Origin of the sequence: Alteromonas sp. McT4-15 (genome assembly GCF_020515205.1) — a bacterium.
Taxonomy (GTDB): domain Bacteria; phylum Pseudomonadota; class Gammaproteobacteria; order Enterobacterales; family Alteromonadaceae; genus Alteromonas.
The window spans coordinates 42,951-56,549 of the sequence record NZ_JAJALG010000010.1; the positions used below are offsets into that span (position 1 = coordinate 42,951).

At 45.3% G+C, this 13,599-nt stretch carries 10 protein-coding genes; 4 read left to right on the top strand and 6 right to left on the bottom strand.

Translation table 11 applies throughout. The features are described 5' to 3' along the window. Positions 1-86: 86 nt before the first annotated feature. Complete coding sequence (locus tag LHL20_RS09740; RefSeq protein ID WP_226433164.1) at positions 87-995, bottom strand: LysR family transcriptional regulator; 909 nt, start codon at positions 993-995, stop codon at positions 87-89. 218 nt (positions 996-1,213) lie between these two features. Between LHL20_RS09740 and LHL20_RS09745 the strand changes: the two genes are divergently transcribed. Together LHL20_RS09745 and LHL20_RS09750 are read left to right on the top strand one after the other, a co-directional pair. Continuing rightward, positions 1,214-1,864 carry a glutathione S-transferase family protein gene (locus LHL20_RS09745; RefSeq protein WP_226433165.1) on the top strand — a complete coding sequence of 217 codons (651 nt, stop codon included), beginning with the start codon at positions 1,214-1,216 and terminating at the stop codon, positions 1,862-1,864. Positions 1,865-1,867: 3 nt separating this feature from the next. Continuing rightward, the gene (locus LHL20_RS09750) at positions 1,868-2,854 is read left to right on the top strand and encodes a pyridoxamine 5'-phosphate oxidase family protein (protein ID WP_226433166.1); all 987 of its coding nucleotides are present in this window, start codon (positions 1,868-1,870) and stop codon (positions 2,852-2,854) included. A gap of 10 nt (positions 2,855-2,864) precedes the next feature. On the opposite strand, the gene LHL20_RS09755 is transcribed toward LHL20_RS09750, so the two are convergent. The 4 genes from LHL20_RS09755 to topA all read right to left on the bottom strand — a co-directional run bounded on the left by LHL20_RS09755 (position 2,865) and on the right by topA (position 7,692). Continuing rightward, a complete protein-coding gene (locus LHL20_RS09755) occupies positions 2,865-3,704 on the bottom strand; it encodes a leishmanolysin-related zinc metalloendopeptidase (protein WP_226433167.1) in 840 nt (279 codons plus the stop codon). 89 nt (positions 3,705-3,793) lie between these two features. Beyond that, entirely contained in the window at positions 3,794-4,357 is a 564-nt protein-coding gene (locus LHL20_RS09760; protein ID WP_226433168.1) for a GNAT family N-acetyltransferase, read from the bottom strand. Between the two features lie 12 nt (positions 4,358-4,369). Next, the gene (locus LHL20_RS09765) at positions 4,370-4,921 is read right to left on the bottom strand and encodes a DUF2058 domain-containing protein (RefSeq protein ID WP_226433169.1); all 552 of its coding nucleotides are present in this window, start codon (positions 4,919-4,921) and stop codon (positions 4,370-4,372) included. 110 nt (positions 4,922-5,031) lie between these two features. Continuing rightward, positions 5,032-7,692, bottom strand: a complete 2,661-nt coding sequence (topA, locus tag LHL20_RS09770; RefSeq protein WP_226433170.1) for a type I DNA topoisomerase — start codon at positions 7,690-7,692, stop codon at positions 5,032-5,034. Between the two features lie 395 nt (positions 7,693-8,087). Between topA and astB the strand changes: the two genes are divergently transcribed. Next, the gene (gene astB, locus LHL20_RS09775; RefSeq protein WP_159624984.1) at positions 8,088-9,428 is read left to right on the top strand and encodes an N-succinylarginine dihydrolase; all 1,341 of its coding nucleotides are present in this window, start codon (positions 8,088-8,090) and stop codon (positions 9,426-9,428) included. Between the two features lie 86 nt (positions 9,429-9,514). On the opposite strand, the gene LHL20_RS09780 is transcribed toward astB, so the two are convergent. Then, entirely contained in the window at positions 9,515-12,061 is a 2,547-nt protein-coding gene (locus tag LHL20_RS09780) for a beta strand repeat-containing protein (protein WP_226433171.1), read from the bottom strand. A gap of 115 nt (positions 12,062-12,176) precedes the next feature. Here LHL20_RS09780 and LHL20_RS09785 point away from each other — a divergent pair, with 115 nt between their 5' ends. After that, the gene (locus tag LHL20_RS09785; RefSeq protein ID WP_226433172.1) at positions 12,177-13,523 is read left to right on the top strand and encodes a dicarboxylate/amino acid:cation symporter; all 1,347 of its coding nucleotides are present in this window, start codon (positions 12,177-12,179) and stop codon (positions 13,521-13,523) included. The last annotated feature ends 76 nt before the right edge of the window (positions 13,524-13,599 follow it).

A 13,599-nucleotide genomic window follows, 5' to 3' on the forward strand; every position in this document is an offset into this window, starting at 1 on the left:
AAGCGGCGGATTCTATTGAGCGCTAGCACATTCAGCAATCGCAAGATAAGACGGATTTGATGGAGATCAATAAAATAGTCGCGCAACTAGTTTTTTGCGTTTAGGTAGGTGTTTTCTGCCAGTGCATTTTTTATATAGGTAATAAAAAGTTTTACTTTTTCTTGATTGTGACGTCCCTCAAGACTAACGGCTTGAATAGGCAATACCGTGTCTTCATAGGTATCCAGTACTTTTACCAACTCCCCACTTGCGAGCTCCTCTGCCACTTGATACGACATGCATCGCGTTACGCCAAATCCGCGCTTAACCGCGTTAATTGCGCTTCTATTTTGATTACACTGATACCGAGGGTTTAGCTTTACGGTTATCGGTTTTTCTTTCTTGTGGTAGGTCCACACGGCGGGCTCATTAAAGCGCGTGGGATACACAATAGTATGCTGTTTTAGATCTTCAGGCGTGATTATAGGGCTATTCTTTTGCAAATAGTGAGGCGAAGCGCAGGTCACTCGGCCAACAAAACCCACTGTTGTTGCAAATAATGACGAATCTTTAGGCTTACCGATGCGAATGGCCACATCGATATTATGCTCTATCAAATCCACAATATTGTCATACATAAATCCATTAACAGACACATCGGGAAAATCCTGTAAAAACGAGGCAATTATGGGCGTTACATAGCGCTCGCCAAATAATATAGGCGCAGTAACGTTCAATACGCCACTGGGTTTTATTTGAATACCCGCCACTTGTGCTTCTATCTGATCGATGTCTTCAAGGAGCCGCTTTGCGTGAGTGAGATACTGCGCTCCCGCTTCGGTTAAACGAATTCGCCGTGTCGTTCGATGAAACAGCTTCGTATTCAGCGATTGTTCAAGCCAAGACACAGCTCGAGTTACCGCTGGCGCAGAAATAGTCAGGGCTTCAGCCGCTAACACGAAACTATTGTGTGCTTCGACAGTAACAAACACTCTCATTGCAAATAGCTTGTCCATCGTTCTCTCCCGTCACGTTTCGTCACTCACCCCCAATTATTACAGATAATGAAATAATAACTTTCATAAATACACAATTATTTTCCAATGAATTAGCAATATCCTTATCACATGCACCTAACAATATACGCCGTCTAATCTGGGAAGGTGCTACGCGCCCACATGACTTTGTAAGCCTATCTGAACTTGAACTTTAACCCGTAAACGAGGACGAACTTATGTCTACTAATACAGTTTCACCTATCACCCTTTATCAAAATATCAAATCTGGACACTGCCATAAGGTGTCCTTATTTATGCACCTCATCGATGTGCCTTTTACTACCGTAGAGCCCGATATGGGCAGCGGCGAACACAAAGGTGATGCATTTTTAGCAATGAATCCATTTGGTCAGGTCCCTGTTATTCAAGATGGTGGCGTTACGCTATCAGACTCCAACGCCATTCTTAATTACTTAGCAAGCGCATATACTTCAGCGCCTTCAAAGTGGTTAGGGGAAACTCCACAAGAAATCGCAGCCATTCAGCGTTGGTTTTCAGTCTCTGCAGGTGAACTCGCACGCGGGCCAGCCGCAGCACGACTAGAGTATGTATTTGGTGCAACTATTGATGTTGAACGTGTACTCGCGACTTCGGTTTCATTGTTGACGACTATGGAGCGCCATCTGGCCGAGCAAAACGAAAAGTACTTGGTAAGTAATCGACTAACTGCAGCAGATATCGCGATGTACAGTTATATTGCTCACGCTCCAGAAGGTGGCGTTTCATTAGTTAACTACCCCAATATCAATGCGTGGATTGGCAACATTCAAGCGTTACCTGGCTTTGTTGCTATGCCGAGTTCAGAAATTGCAGAAGCTCGAGTATAAATTATGAAAACGCCTCATTCTTCAGACAGTTTAGTACCCGTGTTTCACGAGGGCGAAGTGTTTGCGCAAGATACGTTAGGGATCTCCAAAACGATAGCGCAACGAACACAAGGCTTTATTCGCCCCTTTATGCCAGCCCAGCACAGAGCATTTTTTGAATCCGGGCCATTAATGATGGTAGGACTACTCGACCAATCTGGTCACCCTGTCGCGTTACCTGTCTGGGGAGATGAGGGGTTCGTTCGCTCACCTTCTGAAACGCGCTTGCAACTTGGCTTGTCTCAGAGCGCCTTTGCGTTAATCGATACGCTACTGGGTCTTGATGTTAACACTGGCAGTAAAATAGGCATACTTGGATTAGAGCTCGCGACCCGAAGACGTAATAGGCTCAATGGCGTAATAAGCCACTTAAAGGGGAGTGATATTCATGTATCTGTTGAGCAGAGTTTTGGTAACTGCCCACAGTATATTCATACCAGAGACACGCAAAAAGTCAGTAACTCAGGCGCTTTGGAGAAAGTAACTCACAAAAATGTTCAACGGTACAAGAGCCTCACTACTCATCTGCAACAGGTGGTGTCAACGGCTGAAACCTTTTATATTGCATCGCGTCACGCCACGCTTGGGCATAATTCAAATGAAGGTATAGACGTGTCTCATCGCGGTGGAAAATCAGGTTTTATTAACGTTGAGGCTAATTCATTGCTCATACCTGATTTTAGTGGAAACAAGTTTTTTAACACTATTGGCAATATTGTACTAGATGGACGTGTGGGATTATGCTTTTTTGAAAACACGACGGGTACGCTTCACTTTATACAAGGTAATGCCACTGTCATTTGGGAGACGGCCACGCTGCCTGACTTTGAAGGCGCTGAACGCTTTATTCACATCACTGTTGAAAACGCAATAAGCATAGACAACCTCTACCCTTTCCGACACGAGGTCATCAGACGCTCACCTGCCGTCGATAGCACTGGCGTGTGGTGAAGCGTAGTTATCATATTGCAGAACGGCTTAGCGTGATGTCTTTTTTGCGATTGGCAAAACAAAAGCAAAGTGCAAGTGCAAAAAGCCCAAGGGTTGATGGCGAACTCACCGCGTGAGTTACGATTGTAAGGTAGCCAATGTCAGCAAATGAAGCGATTGTTGTGTTACTTATCGTGGTAGGAACTGGCCCTAAATAGCCTGTCATGAGATCAGACGCGCCACCAGGCCAACCTTCATCCCAATGGCCGTTTGCGGTACCGGGTCCGCCATCTAATTCCACAGGAACAAAATCAGCACCTGAGTCAAATTCTTGTCGATAGATATCAAGGGCATATTCGCCAGTGTAACGACCTGAACCCTGTACGTAGACATTCTGCGTGCCAGGAAAATACCGTCCCGCATCCCACAACGTACCAAAGCCAATGACATGCGCCATTTCATGTACAACAACATCAAATAGTAAATTTGCCCGCTCAAGCGCATCAAGATCGGCTGTATCGAAGCGCATAGTACCGCGAGTGGTGTAAATGATGCCAACGTCAAGCGCCTGTGCGATTGAGCTTGGCCCCGCTGAGCCCAGCACATTTCCAACCCCATCGATGTTTTCGCCACTGGCAGAAATAACTAAATTGAGGTTGAGCGCGCTTTGGACACCTGGCAGTACGAATTCCCAAAAGTTCACAGCATCATCGAAAATGTCGGCTTGAGAGGACGATAAGCCTCCCACATTGTTCACTGTAATGTTAAAGAAACCCGCCATGCTCTGCGTGCTAACAAACAGCATGGCAAAAAAGAAAGAGCGGATACTCGACATACAAAAGCGCATACTGGCCAGCCTCAGGAAATTCACGGCGAATTGCTTATCTAGTTATAGACAAGATTGTTGGATTGCGAAACTACACGTAGTTAGATTCGAACTAAAGTCGATACCGATTAACGTTATATCTCGATGATGAATCGCGCCACTTTGATATCGCCTACCTCTATGGTTGAATCAAGCACTCCACCCACTGATTTGATCATGTTTTGCGATGCGTGATTATCAAAGTAACAATGAACATGTAATTGACTGTTATTGGCGTGGCCAATATGGCGTGATTTTGCTATTTCACATGTCCATCTTAGCAGCAGTGTGCTCAAACCTTTGCCACGGGCACTTGGTCTTATTCCTAAGCCGATATGACCGCCCACATGGGCTATTTCGGCATTCAGACGCTGTCTAAGATTAGACACACCTAGCAAGGTGTTGCCACGCACTAACCAGAATGTAGCACTGTCTACATACCCTTTAGGGAGATCAACACCTAATCGAAAGGCTTCTAAACGGTCAAGATAATGGTTGAAATCTGACGCATCGAGATCTAACACAAACGGATAGCGCTCTTCATCGCCTAACTCAGCAATGTAATCACGATAGCTAGGTTCAAAGCGCGCTGACGGCGTAACCAATTGATACGTCACGCCATCAGTACACGACTGTTTTAAGAATTCAGACACGCTCATAGACTCAATCAATTACCACGTAAGATCGTCAGGAATTTCATAGTCTGCGTACCAATCGTCCTCGTCTTCATCTTTACCATCGTTACCACTCTTATCAAGGTCAGCGCGGTAAATTACAGAACTTTCATCGCGCTGGGCAATTTTGTCAGCCACCGGCGTAGGTACAAGTTCATAGGCATCATCAAGTAACACTACGGTTAAACGCCCTTTTGTCACTTGTTTATGCATTTCTTCACTCACGTACATACGCTTTACCACGTTGTCATGAGTGAAGTTCAACACAGTGTCGCCTTTACGGTCTTGCTTATTAACGGTAATTAGTTGGCGAACTTGTGCCGCTATAGAGCGTTTTTCACGCTCTTGCTGCTGAAGCTGGTTTAATTCGCGCGAACGCGCTTTCTTTTCTTCAGCTGCTTGTTGGGCCGCGATAGTGGCTTCATCTACCACGGGCTGCTTTTGTTTGTTCTTTTGTTTCTGCTTTTTGCGTTTGTCTGCGCGTGCTTGCTTTGCTGTCGCTTTATCTGCTAAACCAGCTTTGAGCAATTGGTCTTGTAATGAGGCCATGCTTTTTCTCTACTACGTAAACGTTTTTGGTATTGTACAACGTTTTGGTTACTCGCAAAAAGCCCGAGAAAAACTCGGGCTTTGTAAGAGCGTGTTAACAAGCTAAATGCTTATTTTTTCTTTGCCTTGGGTTTTGCAACTGGCTTTTTGGCCGCTTGCTCCTGCCACTTACCATCGTCGTACCACGCTGACCAACCTGTTGCTTTGCCATTTTCGTTTTCAGACATAACATACTGTTGTTTGGTTTTTCTGCTATAACGCACGATAGCAGCATTGCCGTCAGGGTCGGTTTTTGGCGCATCGGCCAGATAATAGAACTTCGGTGAAATTCTATCTCTAAAGCGTGCTAACTCTTCCACTTTTGGCGCGCGTGTCTCACGCGATTTAGGGAAGTTGTGTGCAGCTAGGAAAATACCCGAAGCGCCGTCTCGCAACATAAAGTGTGCGTCTGACTTTTCACACGGCAATTCCGGCAAATCAACGGGATCTTCTTTAGGTGGCGCGGCTTCGCCGTTGCGCAGCAATTTACGCGTGTTCTTACATTCTTCGTTAGTACATCCGAAATACTTACCGAATCGACCGTTTTTAAGCTCCATATCGCTGCCGCATTTATCACACTCGATAATGGGCCCGTCATACCCTTTTATTTTAAAGGTGCCGGTTTCAACTAATGTGCCATCACACGTTGGCGTGTTACCACAGACATGAAGCTTACGCGTTTCATCAACAAGGTAGCTGTCCATCGCCGTACCGCACTTAGGGCAACGCTTTTTAGAACGAAGTGCTTCTGTTTCCAGCTCTTCTTCATCATCAACCTTCACCACTTCATCACCTGGTGTGAGGTTCATCGTATTAGTACAACGCTCCTTCGGCGGCAGATTGTAGCCAGAACAGCCCAGGAATACTCCTGTTGAAGCTGTACGCACATTCATTTCTCGGCCACACTTGTCACACTCTATACCCGCAGGTACAGCTTGATTTAAGCGCATACCGCCTTCTTCAGGGTCTTTTTCGGCGTTCAGCAACTTGCCATAAAAACCGCTGTAGAAGTCGTTCAGTACGTCTTTCCAATCTTTATTGCCTTCTGCAATATCATCAAGCTGTTGCTCCATGTTTGCAGTAAAGTCATAGCTCATCAAATCGTCGAAGTTTTCCATTAGACGATCGTTAACGATTTCACCCATTTTCTCTGCGTAGAAACGTTTATTTTCTAAACGAACGTAACCGCGATCTTGAATAGTTGAAATAATGCTAGCGTAAGTAGAAGGACGCCCGATACCACGCTTTTCCAACTCTTTAACCAACGACGCTTCGTTAAAGCGTGCTACTGGCTTGGTAAAATGCTGTTTAGGATCAAGTGCTTTCAAGTTAAGCACGTCACCTTTTTGCACATCAGGCAACATTAATTCTTCATCGCCTTTCTTGCGAAGCTGCGGCTGAACACGCGTCCAACCATCAAACTTAAGCACACGGCCTTTTGCAGTTAATTCATAGTCACCTGCAGCAACCTTAATGGTTGTTGCATCGTACTTAGCTGGTGTCATTTGACACGCCACAAATTGACGCCAAATCAGTTCGTATAATCGCTGTGCATCGCGTTCCATGTCACCTAAGCTTGCAGCGCTAATACTTACATTAGATGGACGAATAGCTTCGTGCGCTTCCTGAGCACCCTCTTTGCTGCCATAGCGAATAGGTGAGTCAGGTAAATATTTGTTGCCAAAATTATCTGAGATATAAGCACGTGCACTATCCAGTGCTTCTTGGCTCAAATTAGTCGAATCGGTACGCATATACGTGATGTAGCCAGCTTCATAAAGTCGCTGCGCCATCATCATGGTTTTCTTAACACCAAAGCCTAAACGCGTGCTTGCGGCTTGTTGCAATGTCGAGGTAATAAACGGTGCAGAAGGACGGCTCTGTGTAGGCTTCGACTCACGGCTTTCAACGGTATAGTTCGCCCCCTCTAAGGCGGCCAGTGCCTTATCAGTTTCGGCCTTATTTTTAGGCTTAAACGCATTCCCTTGATGCTTGGCAACCAGCATGCGAAGGGCCGCTTTTTCCTTACTTGTTAAGTCGGCATGTACATCCCAGAACTCTTCAGGAACAAAGGCTTTAATCTCGCGCTCGCGCTCAACTACTAAGCGAACAGCAACCGACTGAACGCGTCCAGCAGAAAGGCCGCGCGCGATTTTTTTCCACAGCAGCGGAGACACCATAAAGCCGACAACGCGGTCTAAGAATCGACGAGCTTGTTGGGCGTTAACCCGAGAAATGTTGAGCTCACCTGGGTCTGAAAACGCATCTTGAATGGCATTCTTAGTGATTTCGTTGAATACCACACGCTGATAGGTCTTATCTTTTTTACCTAGCAACTCTTGCAAGTGCCATGCAATCGCCTCTCCCTCGCGATCCAAATCGGTTGCGAGATAGATAGTGTCAGCATCTTTAGCCAGCTTTTTAAGCTCATTAACGACTTTTTCTTTGCCTTGTAGCACCTGATAGTGTGCTTTCCAGTCTTTCTCTGGATCGACACCCATTCTGTCTACAAGTTTTAAATATTCGTGTCGGCGAAGGTATTCTTGTCTCTCGTCTTCGCTTAAAGTTTTGAGTTCTTTTGCTGGTTTTTTAGGCTCTACTTTGCCTAAAGCCTTCGTTGGAAGATCTCGCACGTGGCCAACCGAACTTTTTACGATAAAATTTTTGCCAAGATATTTATTTATCGTTTTCGCTTTGGCTGGTGACTCGACTATGACCAGTGATTTTGCCATATAATTGAACTAAACCTATTGATTTTAAATGACTTATTACGTCAAATACTGAAAATTGGAGCAACCTTGCACTATATATAGGGTACTCGCTCTTTTTTAACATATATCTACAAAGTGAATGGAAAACAAGATCTTCTTCATACTTATTCTTTCTACTGCTTTAAACGCGCACAAAAACCGTTCAAAATTTAACCACCTCGATTGGCATTGCCTTTAAAAGCCGTATAATGCCAGCCATTACAACCTAGCATGCGTCAACCCAACCGTGCGCTTTTGCATTGAAGTTTGACACATCTAACCTAAGCCTACTGGGCAATAAAAGTGCATCATTTGTCTTTCCTATCGCCTTAGCAGCATAGAAGCCAAATGAGAAAACACCAAAAATGAGGGAATGTATGAAGCAGTTTGAAGTCAATTTTGATGGCCTTGTTGGCCCTACCCATAACTACGCTGGCTTATCATTTGGTAATGTTGCTTCTTTGAACAATGCAAATGCTGTAAGTAGCCCGAAGCAAGCCGCCAAGCAAGGACTTGCTAAAGCGAAAGCGCTAGCAGATATGGGAATGGTTCAAGGGGTTTTAGCGCCGCAAGAACGCCCAGATATTGCCGCATTGCGCAGATTAGGCTTTACAGGCTCTGATGCACGAGTGCTAGAAAGCGCTGCGAAGCAGTCTCGCGAGATTTTCTTAGCATGTTGCTCTGCTAGTAGTATGTGGACGGCAAATGCCGCCACGGTGTCTCCTAGTGCCGATACTGCAGATGGTCGCGTTCACTTTACGCCTGCAAACTTGACCAATAAGTTTCACCGTTCATTAGAACCACAAGTCACGGGTAATATTCTGCGCGGGACCTTTGCGAACGAAAAGCATTTTGCGCATCACCAGCACTTACCTGACAATGAACATTTCGGTGATGAAGGTGCCGCTAACCATACGCGTTTGTGCAGCAACTACGGCCAAGCAGGTGTTGAGCTATTTGTATATGGCCGTCACGCATTTGACACCAGCAAGCCTGCACCTAAAAAATTCCCAGCCCGTCAAACACTCGAAGCTTGCCAAGCCGTTGCGCGCTTGCATGGTCTAGATGATGATGGCGTTGTTTACATGCAGCAAAACCCTGATGTTATCGACCAAGGTGTTTTCCACAATGACGTTATTGCGGTGGGTAACCAAAACGTATTGTTTTTCCACGAGCAAGCGTTCTATCAAAAAGAAGCGGGCCTAAAAGAGCTGCAGGCGAAATTTGGTGATGAGCCACTGCATTTCATTGAAGTCCCCACCGATGAAGTGTCGGTATTAGACGCCGTTAAAACGTATTTATTTAACACACAAATAATTACGCTACCAAGTGGCGAAATGACTATTATTGCGCCGACTGAGTGTGAAGAAAATGACGCGGTTAAGCGTTATTTAGACAAGCTTGTCACATTAGGCACACCAATTACGTCGGTAAATTATTTCGATGTTAAACAAAGTATGCGTAATGGTGGTGGCCCCGCTTGTTTGCGCTTGCGTGTTGCGATGAATGACCAAGAGTTAGCAGCGGTTAATCAAAATACTTTAATAAACGACGCACAATTTGCACGATTAAATGCGTGGGTAGACAAACACTATCGCGATCAGCTTAGTGAAGATGACTTGCGCGATCCGCAGTTACTTATTGAGTCACGTACCGCACTTGATGAGCTAACACAGCTATTGAAACTCGGCTCTGTTTACCCCTTCCAGCAAGGGTAAAATAAGGGAAAAGATAAACCAAACGTAAAAGCCGGCTTTAAAGCCGGCTTTTTATTTTCTAATTTACCGCATATGCCTTAAAGACCCTATGGCGTTACTTCGGTACATTGATCTTCGACTCCAAACGGATTGGGCGGTGGCGGAGCACCTTCGTCGGTAACATCATCGCCAGAAATGCCTAACGTATATTGCATCGTTGCTCTAGCTTCACTGCCCGTCGACTGACCAAATACCGTAATGGTAGCGTCGTACCATACTGCATAGCTTCTCGGATAAATATACTCAAGCTCTGCATAACCGTTTTCGTCAGTAATTGCATCACCTGCAAACGAAATTGTACCTACCAAACCTGGGGTCAATTGCATATCGCCGTTAGTGTCTTCATCACTCGGTGTGGTATCTAAAATACCATTATCATTGATATCTTCCGATCTACAGTTCTGGTTAGTGACTGCAACCCAGATAGAGTCATCTTCATCGAAGAACCAGCTTCCAGTGCGATATTCGCCGTCGTTCACAAATTTAACTGGACTTACTGATGCAGTAAGATTCACACCACTCACTGGACGACCTACTGAATCTGATACAAATACACCAAATCGTTTCGTGTAAGATGTTGAGTTTGGCTTTTCTATTTCATTACTTATACCAATAGAGATATCAAACGCTCGTGCACCAACGGTAAGCACAACGTCATCTTCAATAGCTGGGTCATCTGCAACAAAAGCAGTAATTACCACAGCTTCTTGAGATGATACAGAACCAGAGGTGAATACAGTTGTTGCAATCCCTTTGCTGTCGGTTGTAGCTTGTGATGGAGACACAAAACCTGTCGACACATCTGAAACAGTAAAGTTAACCACGCTATTTTTGACCAAATTGCCTGCTTCGTCTCGCACCACTGCGCTAATAGTACTTGTCTGCCCATCAGGACCAAGTATATCTAATGACGCGTCTGCAAGAATTGTGTGTGGTGTGGTCGCAATAAACTCAATTTGGGTAAGCGCAGATACCAATACGTTACCACTTCCATCATTAGCTGTTGCCGTAATTGAGGAGATTCCGGCATTTGTTGAGCTAATGTCAATAGTCGCCTGACCGTTGGAATCGGTAACGACAGTAGGGCCACCTGAGATTACACCGCGCGATGCACTAAAGGTAATGTTTTCACCAACTACAGGTGTATTGTTTTGTCGCCACTGGACCGTAATTGTTTGCGATTGTCCTACAGGCACTTCCTCTGTAGGCAAGTTTATAAAGTTAAACTCGTCTTGTTGTACTTGAACGGTAAAGGTTGCATCTGCATTTAGTGCGCTCGCAGTTATCGTATCTTCACCCGACGTAGATGCCGTGTATGTCACAGTTGCTTGACCATTTGCACCAGTATTCACGGTGGTAGCGCTAAGTGACCCATTCGTTGCAGTTAACACCACATCTTGGTTCAAAATAGATGTTCCGTCTGAATCCTGTACGCGAATAGTATAGTCAACACTGTCGTTCAGAATTACCGATGATGCACCGTTAATTGTTACTTCAGTGCCGGTAATGGTGATATCAACGGTTTGTGTTAGTGAACCCGCAGAAGCAGTAATAGTGATGGTGCGATTAGACGCATCGTTTTGTGAGGTTAAAATAGCGCGTGCAGTGCCATCAGCTTCAGTTTGCGGTTGAGTTAATTGCAACTCTACACCTGCCCCTGACTGAGCAGAGAAACTCACATCCACACCTTCCATCAATACACTTTGGTCATTTTTGACTAGCGCAATTAACTCGACTTCGTCGCTGCCGCTAGACGCCAATTGAATACTGTTTGCGTAAAGTTCTAGCGTAGCCGGCTCTTCACTAACCACTGTGCTACCTGTCGAGCTAAATGTAGTAGAAGCTGTCTCGCCAGATGCCGTTGTAACCGTGACTTGCCCATCACCCGATGCAGTGCCAACTGACATACCTATAGTAGCAACCCCTTCATCACTGGTAAGTGCGGTCGCGGTGTCATTGGAAAACTCGGCTAAGTCGTCGTTGCTAAGTGAAAAGGTTAACAGCAAATCGTTTTGTGGCGCCCCCGAGGCATCGGTCACTGTGGCAACGGCTACCAACTCGTTGTTTGAGGTTAAATTGTTATCTTCTTCACCTGCGGCATTCTGCAATGTAAGGGTTACAGTAAGTTCGGTTGGTGTAGTCGATATTGCGGTAGCCGAGAACGTTGTACTTCCGGTTTCCCCCGTGCTCAAACTCGCCGTTATCTCACCATCACCTGACGCGGTGCTGGCATTTAGCCCAATGCGCGCCACGCCACTGTCGTTAGTACGAGCCGTACCCGTGTCGTTGGCGAACTCAGCTAGCGCGGCATTGCTCAATGAAAAACTTAATAGTGCATCTGAGTGCGCATTTCCGTCTTGATCTCTTACCGTTGCAACAACGGTTAAGCTATTGTCTTCAGATAAATTATTGTCGCTATCGCCGGACGCATTTTCCAGAGCAAGAGAAATTGTATAAGTAGGTGTGGTCGTACCACCGCCGCCACCGTTACCCGTGTCGGTATCATCTCGAGAGACTGACGAACCGCCTCCACCACATGCTGTTAGCATAAATATTGCGCTAAATACGCTTAGCGTCTTCGCGAATGTCGACATAATTCGTTCCTGAACCTCTTTTATTGACAATTGCGTCGTTTTTTATGTTTAAAAATCAACTGAATCTGGCACACTACGGGTGATTAAAAATATAAAAAATGTACAGGAAACATTAATGTCTTCATCTGCACACAAATACAGTTTAACCGCTCGCATCTTTATCGGCATGGCTGCCGGTATCTTGATTGGTGTCTTACTTCAATTACTGTTTGATGATAGCGGAGATTTTGCGTTTTCGGTATTCGGTTTCGAGTTCTCAACGTATAACATTCTTGTCGAAGGTATATTTTCTACCTTAGGACAAATATTTATCGCCAGTTTGAAAATGCTGGTTGTCCCCTTGGTGTTCGTTTCTCTAATATGCGGTACTAGCACGCTGTCAGACCCCAGTAAGCTGGGTCGTCTGGGGGCAAAATCTGTTGGTTTGTATATTGTCACAACAGCCATTGCGATAACACTGGCTATGAGTATGGCATTGCTATTCCCTCCAGGTGAGAGTGGAAATCTGAGTACTGACGTCGTGTATCAGGCCAAAGAAGCCCCGAGTTTGTCTGATGTTATTGTGAACATGTTCCCTAGTAACCCCATCAATTCAATGGCACAGGGCAACATGCTTCAAATCATTGTATTTGCTGTGTTATTTGGCATAGCAATGGCTATGACTGGCGATGCAGGAAAGCGTCTTACGGCGGTTTTTGAAGATATCAACACGGTAATTATGCGCTTAGTAACCATTATTATGAACTTGGCGCCATACGGTGTATTTGTGTTAATGGCTAAGTTGTTTGCAACCGTAAGTGCCGAGACCATTTATGATTTAGTTAAATATTTCGGCCTCGTATTTATAGTGTTAATTATTCACGGACTCGCAACCTACTCAATTTTGCTTAAGCTTCTATCCGGCTTAAGCCCAATTATGTTGTTTAGAAAAATGCGTGACGCCGCGCTGTTTGCGTTTAGTACTTCAAGTAGCAGCGCTACCTTACCGGTAACCATGGAAACCGCCAAAAATAAGTTAGGTGTCGGTAACTCTGTCTCATCTTTCACCTTGCCGTTGGGTGCGACTATCAACATGGACGGTACAGCCATAATGCAAGGGGTTGCTACGGTATTTATTGCACAGGTTTATGCCGTCGATCTCTCCATGAGTGACTACCTCATGGTTATCCTTACCGCAACGCTTGCGTCTATCGGCACAGCCGGTGTACCAGGTGTAGGGTTGATTATGCTTGCCATGGTGCTCCAACAAGTGAACTTGCCGGTGGAAGGCATTGCCTTAATCATTGGTGTAGACCGCTTGCTAGACATGACGCGCACGGCAGTTAACATTACCGGCGATTGTATGGTGTCGTGTATTGTTGCAAAAAGTGAAGGTGATCTTGACGAAAAGGTGTTTAACGACCCGAAAGCAGGGCTTAAAGAAGAAGATGTTGATTTTGAACACTTCGAGAAAAACACCTAGACATGTACACAGGCAAAAAGGCAGCGTAAACGCTGCCTTTTTTGTGCGTGTCTGATTAGGTCATGGTAACCCGCAG